This window comes from Enterococcus canintestini (assembly GCF_001885735.1).
Classification (GTDB): domain Bacteria; phylum Bacillota; class Bacilli; order Lactobacillales; family Enterococcaceae; genus Enterococcus_C; species Enterococcus_C canintestini.
Genome location: NZ_JXKG01000003.1, coordinates 1 through 15,027, shown reverse-complemented (window position 1 = coordinate 15,027; position 15,027 = coordinate 1). Strand labels below are relative to the sequence as shown.

The window sequence follows — 15,027 nt, the reverse complement described above, 5'->3', positions numbered from 1 at the left end:
CTGTTTTACTAAAGTGGTTTACCAATCGAAAAATTGTTGTATAATGACACTGGACTTGAGGAGGAAAAAGCATGCGAATGGTCGATTTGATCGAAAAAAAGCGTGATGGTCAATTGTTATCTAAAGAAGAAATTGACTTTATTATTACGGAATACACTAAAGGTACAATTCCTGATTATCAAATGAGTGCCTTACTAATGGCAATTTATTTTACCGACATGACAGATGAGGAGATTACGAACTTAACCTTAGCGATGGCGCATTCTGGTGAAGTGATTGATTTGTCTTCTATTGACGGTATAAAAGTCGATAAACATTCTACTGGTGGTGTGGGAGACACGACGACTTTGGTTTTAGCTCCCCTTGTGGCAAGTGTCGGGGTTCCAGTTGCTAAAATGTCTGGTCGTGGTCTTGGTTTTACTGGTGGCACATTGGATAAATTAGAAGCAATTCCTGGTTTTAAAATTGAACTTACGGATGAAGAATTTATTCGGGTTGTAAATGAAAGTAAAGTAGCGGTGATTGGACAATCAGGTGATTTAGCCCCTGCGGATAAAAAACTTTATGCCCTGCGAGATGTGACGGCGACAGTAAGCTCGATTCCATTAATCGCCAGCTCCATTATGAGTAAAAAAATTGCGGCCGGTGCAGATGCTATCGTCTTAGATGTAACTACAGGAGATGGCGCCTTTATGAAAGACATTAAAGATGCCCGCCGCCTTGCCCATACGATGGTACGAATTGGGAAATTAGCCAATCGCCAAGTAATGGCAGTAGTTTCTGATATGTCCCAACCTTTAGGTGAAGCCATTGGTAATAGTTTAGAAGTAGTGGAAGCAATTGAAACGCTACAAGGTAATGGCCCTGAAGATTTAGTCGAAATGTGTTATGCCTTAGGAAGCCAAATGGTAGTGTTAGCCAAACAAGCGCAAACTTTAGAAGAGGCGCGGGAAATGTTAGCAGAAGCCCTATCTTCTGGTAAGGCATTAGCAAAATTCAAAGAGATGATTAAAAATCAAGGTGGCGACGAAACAATAGTTGATGCGCCCCAACGTTTACTAACCGCTCAATATGAGATTGCTTTACCGGCTAAAAAAAGCGGGGTAGTGACCCAACTTGTTGCCAATGAAATTGGTATTGCCGCCATGCTTTTAGGGGCGGGAAGAAAAACTAAAGAAGATGAAATTGACTATGCAGTCGGGTTAAAACTGCATAAAAAAGTTGGTGACAAAGTAGCAAAAGGTGAATCGTTACTGACAATTTACAGCAACACAGAAGATGTCACAAATGTTAAAGAATTGCTTTATAACAATATTACCATTGGTGAAAACGGTAGTGAACCACCACTTATTCATGACATTATTACTGAATAAGTGTCTTTACAGGAATCATTTTTTGATTAGCTGAATACATGGTAAAATAAGAATGATGAAAGTTTTTTAAAAAATTGGGTTTTGTAAAGGATAAAAAATTTACAAACTAAATATTTAGGAGTTGTCCAAAATGGAATTAAATCGCATGATTGACCACACTATTTTAAAAGCAGACGCGACACAAGAAGACGTATTGCGAATTATTGAAGAAGCAAAAAAATATCATTTTTATTCTGTCTGCATCAATCCAACGTGGGTAAGTTTTGCAGCAGAACAATTAAAAGGTGAACCAACAGCGGTTTGTACCGTAATTGGGTTTCCTTTAGGCGCAAATACATCTGAAGTGAAAGCCTATGAAACAACAGATGCGATTCATAATGGTGCTGATGAAGTTGATATGGTCATTAATGTTGGTGCGTTAAAATCTGCCCAATACAAAAAAGTACAACAAGATATTGAAGCAGTAGTTCATGCTGCTAAAGATAAAGCGTTAGTCAAAGTAATTATTGAAACGGCGCTGTTAACGAATGAAGAAATTGTCAAAGCTTGTGAGCTAGCCAAAGCTGCGGGAGCGGATTTTGTTAAGACATCTACTGGTTTTTCAACTGGTGGGGCAACGGTAGAGGATGTTCGTTTAATGCGTCAAACTGTAGGACCTGAAATGGGTGTGAAAGCATCTGGTGGCATCCACAACGAACAAGAAGCAATGGCAATGGTGGAAGCTGGTGCTAATCGCTTAGGTACTTCTGCTAGTATTGCGATTGTAACTGGTGCACAAGGTGGCGGCTATTAAACGCAATTAATATGCAATCTGAGATCTATAATTAAGGTCAGGTGAAAAAATGAAAGCAAAAGAAGAATGGATTGAAGTGGCTACAGATGCGCTAACAAAAGCCTATGTGCCTTATTCTCATTTTCCTGTGGGGGCTTGTTTAGTTACAAAACAAGGCAAAGTTTATCAAGGGCTAAATATTGAAAATGCTTCTTATGGGCTAGCCAATTGCGCCGAGCGGACCGCTTTTTTTAAAGCAGTTTCTGAAGGCGAAAGAGGATTTAGTCATTTAGTGGTAGCTGGAAATACGCCAGAACCCATTTCACCATGTGGCGCTTGTCGCCAAGTGATGGCAGAATTTTGCCCGCCGGATATGCCTGTTACATTAGTGGGTAAAAACGGTGTGACAAAAGAGATGACAGTAGGAGAATTATTACCATATTCTTTTACTGACAAAGATTTTGACTAGTTTTGACTAGTCGCTAACTATGTTCATTCAGTCATTCGGGCTGTTGAAAAAAACTTACTTTTAGGGGGCTTTACAGAAATGAAAAAAGCAAAATTATTTGGTCTAGCAACAGTTGCGTTAGCATCAATCATGTTGTTGGGTGCCTGCGGTAGCGGCGGTAGCAACAGCACTGATAGCACAGGTGGCGGTTCAGACGAAGGCAAAGATCCAAAACACAGTGCAGCAATCGTAACAGATATTGGCGGGATTGATGACCGTTCTTTCAACCAATCTGCTTGGGAAGGTTTACAAGCTTGGGGTAAAGAACACAAGTTGGAAAAAGGCGTGGGCGGTTTTAACTACTTCCAATCAGATGATGCGTCACAATACACAACAAACATTGACACTGCTGTTTCAAATGGTTTTAAAACTGTCTTTGGTGTAGGTTACTTATTAACAGATGCAATCAGCCAAGCGGCAGATCAAAATCCTGATACTAATTTTGTTATCATCGACAGCGTTATTGATGGCAAAAACAACGTCGCTTCTGCAACTTTTAAAGATAATGAAGCTTCATATTTAGCAGGTTACGCAGCAGCTTACACAACAAAAACTAATAAAGTTGGTTTTATCGGTGGTGAAGAAGGTGCCGTAATCGACCGTTTTGATGCTGGTTTTACACAAGGTGTTAAAGATGCAGCGAAAAAATTAAACAAAGAAATTACAATTGAAAACGAATATGCAGCTTCATTTAACGATGCCGCTAAAGGGAAAGCTTTAGCAGCAGCAATGTACCGTGATGGCGTAGACGTAATCTTCCACGCTTCTGGTGGTACTGGTGCCGGTGTCTTCTCTGAAGCAAAAGAATTAAACAAAAAATCAACTGAAGCAGAATTAAAAGACAACAAAGTTTGGGTTATCGGTGTAGATAGTGACCAAGAAGCAGAAGGTAAATTTGAAACTGCTGATGGTAAAGAAGACAACTGTACACTAGCTTCTACCCTTAAAGGTGTCGGTGCAGCAGTACAAGATATTTCTAACCGTGCTTTAGAAGACAAATTCCCTGGTGGCGAACACTTAGTATATGGTCTTAAAGACGGCGGTGTTGATTTAACAGAAGGTTTCTTATCAGACGATGCTAAAAATGCAATTAACGAAGTGAAAACTGAAGTTGCTGACGGTAAAGTTGAAGTTCCTGAAACACCAAAAGATGTTAAATAATTAATTTTTCAGGTCTTGTCTGTTTGACGGACAAGACCTGATTTTTCAATTGATTTCTTTAATAGTGAGTTTGACTGGCTTAAATTTACGTAAAAAAACGGTAAAGTAAGCCAAACTTAGTTTTAAGGAAAGCAATTTCCTGGCGGTAATGCCGCAAAAATTTTTGCATTTATAGATAACGTATTTCATTTTACAAGTTGCGCAAGACAAAAAGTAAGGATGTGAAAAAATTTGGCACAAGAAGAGAAATATGTCATTGAGATGCGACATATCACCAAAGCTTTTGGCGATTTCAAAGCCAATGACGATATCAATCTACGGGTCAAACCAGGAGAAATTCACGCTCTCTTAGGAGAAAATGGTGCCGGTAAGTCAACCTTGATGAATGTTTTGTCCGGATTATTAGAGCCTACTTCTGGCGATATTTTTATGAAGGGGCAAAAAGTGAACATTACAAGCCCAACTGCTGCCAATAAATTAGGTATCGGTATGGTGTATCAGCACTTTATGTTAGTGGATGCTTTTACTGTAACTGAAAATATCATATTGGGTAGTGAACCGACAAAAGGCGGCGTCATTAATCGGAAAAAAGCCCGGGAAGAAATCATGCGGGTTTCTGAACAATATGGTTTAGCTGTTGATCCGGATGCCTATGTGCGGGATATTTCAGTCGGAATGCAACAACGGGTAGAAATTTTAAAAACTTTGTATCGTGGTGCCGAAGTGTTGATTTTTGACGAACCGACAGCCGTTTTAACGCCTCAAGAAATTGATGAGTTGATCGCTATCATGCATGGGTTAGTTAAAGAAGGTAAATCCATTATTTTAATTACTCATAAATTGGATGAAATCAAAAAAGTTGCCGATCAATGTACCGTCATTAGACGTGGTAAAGGAATTGGCACGGTGGCAGTTAAAGATGTGACCAGTCAAGAATTAGCCGATATGATGGTAGGACGTGCTGTTTCGTTTAAAACAGTGAAAAAAGATGCCAATCCGCAAGAAGTTATTTTGTCAGTTGAAAATCTAGTTGTAAAAGAAAGCCGTGGTTTAGAAGCGGTGAAAAACTTAAGCTTACAAGTGCGGGCAGGAGAAGTTTTAGGGATTGCCGGAATTGACGGCAATGGTCAGTCTGAGCTGATTCAAGCACTAACAGGATTGCGGAAAGTCGAAAGTGGTAAAGTCTTTTTAGATGGTGATGATATTACCAATAAAAAACCACGGCAAATCGTGGAAAAAGGGGTCGGTCATGTACCAGAAGACCGACATAAATATGGGCTTGTCTTAGAGATGACATTGGCTGAAAATATGGCATTACAAACGTATTATCAAGAACCGTTAAGCAAAAATGGCTTTTTAAATTATAGTGAAATTAACGAAAAAGCCCGGGACTTAATTAAAGAATACGATGTACGAACCACAAATGAATTGGTACCTGCTAAAGCATTATCTGGTGGGAATCAACAAAAAGCTATTATCGCACGAGAAGTAGATCGCGATCCGGATCTACTAATTGTTGCCAATCCGACGCGTGGATTAGACGTAGGCGCGATTGAATTTATCCACAAACGTTTAATTGAACAACGGGATAAATTTAAAGCTGTCTTATTGGTCAGTTTTGAATTAGAAGAAATTTTGAATGTTTCCGATCGCATCGTGGTTTTACACGCTGGTGAAATCGTTGGGGAAGTTAATCCTAAAGAAACTAGTGAAAAAGAACTTGGTTTATTAATGGCAGGGTATTCCTTAGAAGAAGCACGGGCTGAATTAATTAAAGAAAACAAACAAGCACAAGCTGAGGAAGTAGGTGAGGCAGTTGAATAATCGTTCCGAAAAAATTCGAAATATGTTGGTGCCGATTATCGCTGTATTACTTGGTTTTGTAATTGGCGGCATCATTATGGCAGCTTTTGGTTTTAGTCCAATGGCCGGTTATAGTCAAATGATTAAAACAGCCTTTTTAAATCCCCAAACAGGTGCCATTAATCCACGGAATATCGGTGAAATTTTTGTGACGGCAGGACCGTTAATTTTTACCGCGCTAGGCTTTTCAGTGGCTAATTCGGCTGGCTTTTTCAATATCGGTCTTTCCGGCCAAGCCCTTTGTGGCTGGGTGGCTAGTATTTGGGTCGCTTTAGCCATGCCAGATGCGCCCAAAATTGTTGTTTTACCTTTAGCGATTCTTGCTGGTGCGTTTTCTGGGGCAGTGGCAGCTGCAATTCCAGGGATATTGCGAGCGTTGTTTGGTACAAGTGAAGTTATTGTAACGATTATGATGAACTACATTTTGTTATATACCAGTACACATATCGTCAATAATGTAATGGACGAAAAGTTGATGAGCAATAAAGGTGTCACCAAAATGATTGGGGCAAACGGTTCATTACGGACTAACTTTTTGACGGAAATTTCCGATCACTCCCGTTTAAACATGGGGATTTTTCTGGCTTTGATTTTCTTAGTTCTCGTTTACTTTTTAATGAAGAAAACAACATTAGGCTATGAAATTCGGTCAGTCGGGTTAAATCCTTTTGCTTCAGAATACGCGGGGATGAGTAGTAAGCGAACGATCATTATCTCGATGGTAATCTCAGGCTTTTTAGCAGGTCTTGGTGGTGTCGTTCAAGGCTTAGGAACCTTCCAAAACTTCTTTATCCAAGGGTCCTCATTATCAATTGGTTTTGACGGGATGGCCGTTTCGTTATTAGGGAGTGGTAATTCAGTCGGAATTTTATTGTCAGCGTTATTGTTTAGTGTTTTAAAACTTGGCGGTCAAGGGATGCAGGTAGCAGGTATTCCATCTGAATTAGTCGATGTGAATATTGCGATTATTATTTTCTTTGTCGGAATTAGTTTTGTGATCCGTTTTGTATTGGCAAAATTCTTTGGTACTAAAAAAGAAGTTGCGGTAGTAGAAGAAGTGGAAGCTAATCCAAGCGATCAAGATGAAGAAGGAGGGAAAATCTAATGAATATTGATTTGATTGCCTCAATTTTAACCCAAACCTTGATTTATTCGACGCCTTTAATCTTGACAGCTTTGGGTGGTGTTTTCTCAGAGCGTAGCGGGATTGTTAACGTGGGATTAGAAGGAATCATGGTAATGGGGGCCTTTACCTCCATCGTGTTCAACTTGGAGATGTATGATCAATTAGGTGCGATGACACCTTGGTTAGGTGTTTTAGTGGGCGGTTTAGCCGGAGTTATTTTTGCACTTTTACATGCAGTAGCAACAATTAACTTTCGGGCTGACCACATCATTTCTGGTACGGTTATGAACTTAATGGCGCCTGCTTTAGCTGTCTTTTTAGTTAAAGCTATTTATGGCAAAGGCCAAACTGATAACATTAATGGCACGTTAGGTTACTTTAGTTTTCCTGTCTTAAAAGATATTCCAGTCATTGGACCAATTTTCTTTAAAGATACTTTTTTACCAGCTTATGTGGCGATTTTAATTGCAGTTTTAGCTTGGTTTATTATCTTTAAAACAAAATTTGGCCTGCGTCTGCGTTCAGTCGGGGAACATCCCCAAGCGGCAGATACATTAGGAATTAACGTCTATCTTATGCGTTTTTCTGGCGTATTAATTTCTGGTTTTCTTGGCGGTATGGGTGGTGCTGTTTTTGCACAATCTATTTCCGGCCGTTTTGCGGTAACTACAATTGCTGGTCAAGGATTCATTTCCATGGCAGCAATGATTTTTGGTAAATGGAATCCACTGGGTGCGATGGGGGCAGCTTTATTCTTTGGCTTTGCGCAAAACATCAGTATCGCGGGTTCAAAATTGCCAATCATCTCTTCAATTCCAGCGGTTTACTTGCAAGCAGCACCATATGTATTAACCATTTTAGTCTTGGTAATCTTCTTAGGGAAAGCTTCTGGCCCTAAAGCTAATGGTACAAATTATATTAAATCAAAATAGTTTATTTAAAGGGTGGGACTAAGGGACATTGTTGCTTTGTTCTGCCCTTTTTAGTTGTTTACAACTGTCAAATAAGGCAACTATCTAGTAAGATAGAGATAACTTAAAATTATAGAAAGTAGGGAATAAAATGTTTAAACGTGTACATTTAATCGTCATGGATTCAGTTGGAATTGGTGAAGCGCCAGATGCTGAAAAATTTGGTGATGTCGGTGCCGATACATTAGGACACATTGCTAAAGAAGCTGGTTTAACTATTCCTCATTTAGAACAATTGGGCTTAGGCAGCATTCGCCCACTAGCCGGTGTAAAAGATGAAAAAGATCACCAAGGCTATGCGACAAAATTAGAAGAAATTTCTGTTGGTAAAGACACAATGACAGGCCACTGGGAAATTATGGGACTAAATATTAAAAAGCCTTTTCGTGTTTTTCCTAATGGCTTTCCTGATGAATTATTAAAACAAATTGAAGATTTTTCTGGTCGTAAAGTCGTCTGCAATAAACCTTATTCTGGGACAGAAGTAATTAACGATTACGGCGAACATCAAATGAAAACAGGAGACTTGATTGTTTATACGTCAGCTGATCCGGTGTTACAAATCGCAGCTCACGAAGAAATCATTCCTTTAGAAGAATTGTATCGTATTTGCCAGTTTACCCGGGATATTACCAAAGATGAACCTTATATGATTGGCCGCATTATCGCCCGACCTTATGTTGGCGAACCAGGTAATTTCACCCGCACTAGTAATCGTCATGACTACGCCTTAGATCCTTTTGGAAAAACGGTATTAGATTCACTAAAAGATAATGGCAAAGATGTAATTGCCGTTGGTAAAATTAATGATATCTTTAATGGTCAAGGGATTACAGAAGCAATTCGCACTAAGAGCAATATGGATGGCGTCGATCAATTATTAACGGTAATGAAAAAAGACTTTACCGGTTTAAGTTTTACAAACTTAGTTGATTTTGACGCATTATATGGTCATCGTCGTGATGTTGTCGGTTATGCTCATGCGATTGAAGATTTTGATTTGCGGATTCCAGAAATTTTAGACAATCTAGCTGAAGATGATTTGTTGTTAATTACCGCTGATCACGGCAATGACCCGACTTTTTCAGGAACTGACCATACACGAGAATATGTACCATTGTTAGCTTACAGTAAAAAAATGCAAGGACAAGGCGCTTTGCCACAAGGTTTTTATGCGGATATTGCGGCAACTATTGCAGAAAACTTTGCGGTTCCGGCGACAGAAAATGGCAAAAGCTTCTTAGCCGCTTTAAAATAGTTTTTTTGCTTAGTGATAGTTAACAAACGTATTTTTAGTAACTAGCTTATTTTAAGCGTGTAAGAAAACAAACCGCTTATTTAAATTTTATTTAGTGGAGGTCTTTATGACAGCGATTTTAGCACAATTAAAAGAAACAACTGATTTTATTAAAGAACAAGGGGTAAAAGACGTTGAATTTGGCTTAATCTTAGGTTCTGGTTTAGGAGAATTGGCCGAAGAAATCGAAAATCCGGTCGTCATTCCATATAATGAAATTCCGCATTTTCCCATTTCCACGGTTGTCGGTCATGCAGGACAATTAGTTTATGGCCAGTTGGCCGGTAAAAAAGTATTAGCGATGCAAGGACGTTTCCATTATTATGAAGGAAACGCAATGCAAACAGTGACTTATCCTGTGCGGGTCATGAAAGCGCTAGATGCGCATTCAGTCATTGTGACCAATGCCTGTGGTGGAGTAAATGAAACATTTGCGCCCGGTGATTTAATGTTAATTACTGACCACATTAACTTTATGGGGGCAAACCCTTTAATTGGTCCAAATGAAGATACATTGGGACCGCGCTTTCCGGATATGAGCCAAGCTTATACACCTGAATATATGACAGTCGCTAAAGAAGTAGCCAAAGCTTCTGGGTTACATTTAAAAGAAGGCGTATATATGGGCTTTTCTGGTCCAACTTATGAAACACCGGCTGAAATTCGTTTTGCTCGTACGATAGGAGCAGATGCGGTAGGGATGTCTACTGTGCCAGAAGTAATCGTTGCCGCCCACAGTGGTTTGAAAGTTTTAGGGATATCTTGTATCACTAATCTGGCTGCTGGAATGCAAAAAAATCTGAACCACGAAGAAGTTGTGGAAACCACAGAACGTGTGAAAGCAGAATTCAAAGCTTTAGTAAAAGAAACATTAGCCCAATTATAAAAAAGTTATACTGACATTTACCCAGAAAGGAAGTTATTCATGAGCGTTCATATTGAAGCACAAGCCGGTGAAATTGCCGATAAAATTTTGTTACCAGGAGATCCGTTACGGGCCAAATATATTGCCGAAACATTTTTAGAAGATCCCATTTGCTATAATAATGTGCGGGGCATGTTAGGCTATACCGGAATTTATAAAGGAGAACGTGTTTCTGTTCAAGGAACAGGGATGGGGATGCCTTCTGCGAGTATTTATGCCCATGAGTTAATCAACTCTTATGGTGTGAAAAAATTGATTCGAGTAGGAACTTGTGGCGCTTTATCAGAAGATGTACACGTCAGAGATTTAATTATTGCCCAAGCTGCTACCACTAGCTCTTCGATTGTTCAAAAGAACTTTCAATCGTTTCATTATGCGCCAATTGCTGATTTTGAACTATTGAAAAATTCTTATGAAATCGCCCAAGCCAAAGGTTTTACGACTCACGTTGGGAATATTTTATCAGAAGATACTTTTTATAAAGATGATTTAACTGAAACATTTGCCTTAGCTGATATGGGAATCTTAGGTGTGGAAATGGAAGCAGCAGCACTTTATTATTTGGCGGCTAAATTCCACGTTAAAGCGTTAGCTATTTGCACGGTAAGTGACCACATGATTACTGGTGAAGAAACAACTGCTGAAGAACGCCAAGTAACCTTTAATGATATGATTGAAGTCGGCTTAGAAACAGCAATTAAAGATTAAGAAAAAAGAGCTATTAAAGAAGACCTTTCTTTAGTGGCTCTTCTTTTTGTAGTTAGAGGAGCCCGGACTTTCTTTTATTTAAACTTCGCGTTAAAGTAAAAGTATCAATTAATTTTTAAGGGAGTGACGTCAGTGAATAATTTTACATTTCAAGTTGGAACGGATATTCGTTTTGGAAAAGATCGGCTTGAAGAATTAGCGCCTGTTTTGACAGAATTTGGCAAGACCGTTTTACTAGTCTACGGTGGTGGTAGTATTAAGAAAAATGGTTTGTATGACCGTGTTTTAAAAGAGTTGCGTGATTTTACTATCATTGAACTAGCTGGTGTGGAACCAAATCCGCGAATTGAAACAGTTGCAAAAGGTGCTAAACTTTGTGCTGAAAATGAAGTGGATGTTATTTTAGCAGTTGGTGGTGGTTCAACGATTGATTGTGCCAAAGCGGTAGCTGCGGTTTATGGTAGTCCTGATTTGGAACCGTGGGCTGTAATTGAAAAAAGAAGTTACGATGGACCTGCTTTACCGATTGTGACCATTTTGACGCTTGCTGCCACTGGTAGTGAAATGAATCGCGGTGCGGTGATTACTAACTGGCAAACCAACCAAAAATTAGGTATGGGTGGTAAAAATCTATTGCCAAAAGTTTCCTTTTTAGATCCTCAAAATACGTTTAGTGTCAGCAAATATCAAACAGCTGCTGGTTCAGCCGATATTATGAGTCACTTGTTTGAAAATTATTTCAACAATACACCAGCAACCGATGTTCAAGATGGCATCAGTGAAGGATTAATGCGGACAGTTACTAAAAATTGTCCAATTGCTTTAGAAACACCAGATGATTATGATGCCCGGGCTAACTTGATGTGGGCGAGCACCTTAGCTTTAAATGGTTTAACTGGTAGTGGTAAAGGCGGAACGTGGTCTTGTCATGCGATGGAGCATGAATTGAGTGCTTTTTATGATATTACTCACGGGATTGGCTTGGCAATTTTAACGCCGCGTTGGATGCATCACGTTTTAAATGAAGAAAACGCACCCCAATTTGCCCAATACGGTCGTAACGTATGGGGAATTACCGAAACAGTACCGATGATGGCTGCCCGCATGGCGATTCAAAAAACTTATGATTATTTCAAAGATTGCCAGATTCCAATGACGTTACCTGAAGTTGGGATTAAAGATGAGAGTAAATTTGAAGAAATGGCCCAACAGGCTGTAGCTTATAGTAAAATTGCCACCGATGCTTTTGTACCATTACAAGTGGAAGATGTTGTTAAAATTTATCAAGCGAGCATGACAGAACAAAACTATCTGTAAAAAGGAGTAATTGCGATGTTAAAAGAACAAGAAATGTTTTTAAACTTCATCAAAGAACGTGCTGTTAAAGGAAATGAAGAACAAATTGAAGCAATTTTAGTCGATGCTTTTGCCAAATTAGCCACTGATGAATTTACAACTGAAGAATTTACGAATGTAAGAGAAAAGTTGCTGCCTTTAATTGCGCCTGAGTATCAAACAGAAGTAAAAGAAGCAATGGCACATTTTGCTAGCATGTTGAAATAAAAGTAATTGTGACAGAAGTGTTCTGCTTCAAGCAGTAAGAAGGAATTTTAAGAAAAACTGCTACTCAGGTTTTTGCGAAATTTTAGCTTATGTAAGTAGCAGTTGCTTTTGAAACATCGTTTATTCAAAAAAATAAGGTATGACAAGAGTCTTGTCATACCTTATTTTTATTGCTAATTATAAGTAGTATTTTTTCGCTACTGTTAAATCGTCGTTTAATTCATAAACAAGTGGTTGGCCAGTTGGAATTTCAAGATCCATGATGTCATCATCAGAGATTCCTTCAATGTGTTTTGCCAAAGCGCGTAATGAATTACCATGAGCTGCAACTAAAACAGTTTTGTTGTCTTTTAATGCAGGGGCAATTTCATCTTGCCAGAATGGTAATGCGCGTTCTAAAGTAACTTTTAAGTTTTCCCCACCAGGTACGTCACGAGGGTCTAACATTGCATAACGACGATCGTTTGCAGCAGAACCAGGATCAGTTGCATCCAATAATGGAGGTAATGTGTCGTATGAACGACGCCAGATGTGAACTTGTTCGTCACCGTATTTTTCAGCGGTTTCTTTTTTGTTCAAACCTTGTAATGCACCGTAATGACGTTCGTTTAAGCGCCATGATTTAATTTGTGGTACCCACAATTGGTCAGATTCTTCTAAGATATAGTTACAAGTTTTGATAGCGCGTTTTAATACAGAAGTATAAGCGATATCGAATTCGATGCCGGCTTCTTTAATTTTGCGGCCGCCTTCTTTTGCTTCTTCAACACCTTCTGGAGCTAGGTCTACGTCAACCCAACCAGTAAATTGGTTTAATGCATTCCATTCGCTCAAACCGTGACGAGAAAATACTAATTTTGGCATGAATAACTCTCCTTTGTCATTTGGTTTCTGAAATTTTCAATTCCTTCCATATTGTACACTGTTTTGGTTCATTTTGCTACTAAAAAAAGGCACAGCAACTTGTTTCTCAGGTGAGAATAGGCTGCTGTGCGTCATTTTAATTTGTAATTTTTGCCAATTCATCAGGAGCTAAATTAATGTATTTATAACAAGTTCCCACTGATACACCACACTTGGAAGAAATGAATTGGATTGTTTCTTTTTTATCGTAATAAAGTTGGCGAATTTTTTTGACGGTCTTCATATCAATTTTAGGACGACCGCCAATTTTTCCCTTTTGGCGAGCTTTGTTTAAGCCGACTAAGGTCCGCTCTTTAATTAGCGCACATTCCATTTGGGCTAAACCTTCCATTAAATTAAAGTAAATATCGCCCATTTCGCTACGAGTATCGATACCTTCAGTCAAGCTGACTAAATGAAGGTTACGCTTTTTAAATAAACTAGTTAATTCTGTCAATTGACGCGTAGAACGTCCCAAGCGATGCAAATCGGACACCACCAAAGCGTCTCCTTGTTGCATTTGTGCAATCACAGTGTCTAAATCCGCATGATTTTCTTCGTGATATTTTTGTTCAAAAGTATCTTGAAAAATTGTTGCACAACCATAGTCAGTCAAAGACTTCAATTGGGAATCTAAATCATTGTCGTTGATTGTTGTCCGGGCATAGCCAAAAATTGTCATGATAAATCCTCTCAGTCTTCATTTTCATTAAGAAAAATGTAGCATAAACTCCGTGAAAATGGTACCGTTTCTTGCAAAAAAATCAAAAAAACTAAAGAGTGAAAATTACAAGGATCTATAGTCTTAAAAATTGCAGGTAAAAGATGTGATGAGATAAGTTGTTGATCAGATACTCTTGATGGAGAAAAAAGCGGTGGGAACAAGTGATCAGTTGTAAGAAAAAAGAAGGGATTTTTTTAATTGCTGCTTAAAATTTCAAAAATTTTGGCTTATGTTTGGCCTAGGTAAGAAGAAATTATTATTCTAACACCGTAGATTTGCAAAAAGAGGTTGTGATAGAAGCTACTTCTGCTGCAATCTTTATTCGAAAATAAGAGGCGTGACCAAATTTTGTCACGCCTCTTTACACCGCTATGGTTAATTATTTTTCTAATGCTGGATTAAGCAGTGTTTTAGGGCCTTCTTTTTCACCGACGATGACAAAGTTTGTCATATCTAAAAACAAACCATGTTCCACGACCCCTGTCATGTGAATTAATTCTTCGGCTAGGGCGTGAGGATCTGTTATGGCTTCTAGGTGAAGATCAATAATATAGTTACCACTATCCGTGTGTAAAAATTCACCATCGCTGGTTTTGCGGAAAGTTGGACGGTAGCCGCGTTTTTCTAAAATATTAAAGATTTGTTGGCTACCAAAAGGAATCACTTCAACTGGTAAGGGAAACTTGCCTAATTGTGGTACCATTTTAGATTCATCGACAATCCAAATCACTTTATCTGAATAAGTTGCCACAATTTTTTCATATAAAAGAGCAGCACCGCCGCCTTTAATTCCCAGAAAGTTTGGATCGACTTCATCTGCGCCATCAATGGTGATGTCGATGTGATCGACTTCATCAATTGAAGCCAATGGAATTCCCAACTCACGAGCTTGGATTAAGGTTTGGGTGGAAGTTGTGACCCCTGTAATTGTCAAATTTTCTTCTTTTATCATGCGACCTACTTCTGCCACCATATGATAGGCTGTTGAACCAGTTCCAAGACCGACTGTCATCCCGCTTTTTATATGTTTGCAAGCTTCTTTTCCGACCATTTCTTTTAAATCCATCGTTATTTCGTGCTCCTTTACAAACTGATTTTGAGTTTATTTTAACCTGAATAATTCATAGCTCTAA

15 protein-coding genes are annotated in these 15,027 nt (G+C 38.8%); 12 read left to right on the top strand and 3 right to left on the bottom strand.

Features of this window, described 5'->3' with window-relative positions; translation table 11 throughout:
* The first annotated feature begins 71 nt into the window (after positions 1-71).
* The 12 genes from RU96_RS02920 to RU96_RS02865 all read left to right on the top strand — a co-directional run bounded on the left by RU96_RS02920 (position 72) and on the right by RU96_RS02865 (position 12,267).
* The gene (locus RU96_RS02920) at positions 72-1,373 is read left to right on the top strand and encodes a pyrimidine-nucleoside phosphorylase (protein ID WP_071864058.1); all 1,302 of its coding nucleotides are present in this window, start codon (positions 72-74) and stop codon (positions 1,371-1,373) included.
* A 130-nt stretch (positions 1,374-1,503) separates the two neighbouring features.
* Entirely contained in the window at positions 1,504-2,166 is a 663-nt protein-coding gene (gene deoC / locus RU96_RS02915) for a deoxyribose-phosphate aldolase (RefSeq protein ID WP_071864057.1), read from the top strand.
* Positions 2,167-2,215: 49 nt separating this feature from the next.
* On the top strand, positions 2,216-2,614 hold the full coding sequence (locus RU96_RS02910; protein WP_071864056.1) for a cytidine deaminase: 399 nt from the start codon (positions 2,216-2,218) through the stop codon (positions 2,612-2,614).
* Positions 2,615-2,692: 78 nt separating this feature from the next.
* Positions 2,693-3,814, top strand: coding sequence for a BMP family lipoprotein (locus RU96_RS02905; protein WP_071864055.1), 1,122 nt, complete (start codon positions 2,693-2,695; stop codon positions 3,812-3,814).
* A 261-nt stretch (positions 3,815-4,075) separates the two neighbouring features.
* A complete protein-coding gene (locus tag RU96_RS02900) occupies positions 4,076-5,638 on the top strand; it encodes an ABC transporter ATP-binding protein (RefSeq protein WP_071864193.1) in 1,563 nt (520 codons plus the stop codon).
* Positions 5,631-6,782 carry an ABC transporter permease gene (locus RU96_RS02895; RefSeq protein WP_071864054.1) on the top strand — a complete coding sequence of 384 codons (1,152 nt, stop codon included), beginning with the start codon at positions 5,631-5,633 and terminating at the stop codon, positions 6,780-6,782. The genes RU96_RS02900 and RU96_RS02895 overlap by 8 nt, the downstream gene beginning before the upstream one ends.
* A complete protein-coding gene (locus RU96_RS02890) occupies positions 6,782-7,735 on the top strand; it encodes an ABC transporter permease (RefSeq protein ID WP_071864053.1) in 954 nt (317 codons plus the stop codon). The genes RU96_RS02895 and RU96_RS02890 overlap by 1 nt, the downstream gene beginning before the upstream one ends.
* A gap of 130 nt (positions 7,736-7,865) precedes the next feature.
* On the top strand, positions 7,866-9,032 hold the full coding sequence (gene deoB / locus RU96_RS02885; RefSeq protein ID WP_071864052.1) for a phosphopentomutase: 1,167 nt from the start codon (positions 7,866-7,868) through the stop codon (positions 9,030-9,032).
* A gap of 106 nt (positions 9,033-9,138) precedes the next feature.
* Positions 9,139-9,957 (top strand): purine-nucleoside phosphorylase, encoded by an 819-nt coding sequence (locus tag RU96_RS02880; RefSeq protein WP_071864051.1) that lies wholly within the window; start codon positions 9,139-9,141, stop codon positions 9,955-9,957.
* 39 nt (positions 9,958-9,996) lie between these two features.
* Positions 9,997-10,704 (top strand): purine-nucleoside phosphorylase, encoded by a 708-nt coding sequence (gene deoD, locus RU96_RS02875; RefSeq protein WP_071864050.1) that lies wholly within the window; start codon positions 9,997-9,999, stop codon positions 10,702-10,704.
* A 132-nt stretch (positions 10,705-10,836) separates the two neighbouring features.
* Positions 10,837-12,021: an iron-containing alcohol dehydrogenase gene (locus RU96_RS02870; protein ID WP_071864049.1), complete on the top strand. Its 1,185-nt coding sequence runs from the start codon at positions 10,837-10,839 to the stop codon at positions 12,019-12,021.
* 15 nt (positions 12,022-12,036) lie between these two features.
* Positions 12,037-12,267 carry a hypothetical protein gene (locus RU96_RS02865; RefSeq protein ID WP_071864048.1) on the top strand — a complete coding sequence of 77 codons (231 nt, stop codon included), beginning with the start codon at positions 12,037-12,039 and terminating at the stop codon, positions 12,265-12,267.
* A 177-nt stretch (positions 12,268-12,444) separates the two neighbouring features.
* Here the strand turns inward: RU96_RS02865 and RU96_RS02860 are convergent, their stop codons facing one another.
* The 3 genes from RU96_RS02860 to rpiA form a co-directional block, all read right to left on the bottom strand.
* On the bottom strand, positions 12,445-13,131 hold the full coding sequence (locus RU96_RS02860; protein WP_071864047.1) for a 2,3-diphosphoglycerate-dependent phosphoglycerate mutase: 687 nt from the start codon (positions 13,129-13,131) through the stop codon (positions 12,445-12,447).
* 136 nt (positions 13,132-13,267) lie between these two features.
* On the bottom strand, positions 13,268-13,852 hold the full coding sequence (locus RU96_RS02855) for a recombinase family protein (protein ID WP_071864046.1): 585 nt from the start codon (positions 13,850-13,852) through the stop codon (positions 13,268-13,270).
* A 421-nt stretch (positions 13,853-14,273) separates the two neighbouring features.
* Entirely contained in the window at positions 14,274-14,960 is a 687-nt protein-coding gene (gene rpiA, locus RU96_RS02850) for a ribose-5-phosphate isomerase RpiA (protein ID WP_071864045.1), read from the bottom strand.
* Positions 14,961-15,027 lie beyond the last annotated feature (67 nt).

What these genes read in the sequence shown, in the direction of transcription:
- RU96_RS02920 (WP_071864058.1), top strand. Translation starts at nt 72, where the DNA reads ATGCGAATGGTCGATTTGATCGAAAAAAAGCGTGATGGTCAATTGTTA.
- deoC (WP_071864057.1), top strand. Translation starts at nt 1,504, where the DNA reads ATGGAATTAAATCGCATGATTGACCACACTATTTTAAAAGCAGACGCG.
- RU96_RS02910 (WP_071864056.1), top strand. Translation starts at nt 2,216, where the DNA reads ATGAAAGCAAAAGAAGAATGGATTGAAGTGGCTACAGATGCGCTAACA.
- RU96_RS02905 (WP_071864055.1), top strand. Translation starts at nt 2,693, where the DNA reads ATGAAAAAAGCAAAATTATTTGGTCTAGCAACAGTTGCGTTAGCATCA.
- RU96_RS02900 (WP_071864193.1), top strand. Translation starts at nt 4,076, where the DNA reads ATGCGACATATCACCAAAGCTTTTGGCGATTTCAAAGCCAATGACGAT.
- RU96_RS02890 (WP_071864053.1), top strand. Translation starts at nt 6,782, where the DNA reads ATGAATATTGATTTGATTGCCTCAATTTTAACCCAAACCTTGATTTAT.
- deoB (WP_071864052.1), top strand. Translation starts at nt 7,866, where the DNA reads ATGTTTAAACGTGTACATTTAATCGTCATGGATTCAGTTGGAATTGGT.
- RU96_RS02880 (WP_071864051.1), top strand. Translation starts at nt 9,139, where the DNA reads ATGACAGCGATTTTAGCACAATTAAAAGAAACAACTGATTTTATTAAA.
- deoD (WP_071864050.1), top strand. Translation starts at nt 9,997, where the DNA reads ATGAGCGTTCATATTGAAGCACAAGCCGGTGAAATTGCCGATAAAATT.
- RU96_RS02865 (WP_071864048.1), top strand. Translation starts at nt 12,037, where the DNA reads ATGTTAAAAGAACAAGAAATGTTTTTAAACTTCATCAAAGAACGTGCT.
- RU96_RS02860 (WP_071864047.1), bottom strand. Translation starts at nt 13,131, where the DNA reads ATGCCAAAATTAGTATTTTCTCGTCACGGTTTGAGCGAATGGAATGCA.
- RU96_RS02855 (WP_071864046.1), bottom strand. Translation starts at nt 13,852, where the DNA reads ATGACAATTTTTGGCTATGCCCGGACAACAATCAACGACAATGATTTA.
- rpiA (WP_071864045.1), bottom strand. Translation starts at nt 14,960, where the DNA reads ATGGATTTAAAAGAAATGGTCGGAAAAGAAGCTTGCAAACATATAAAA.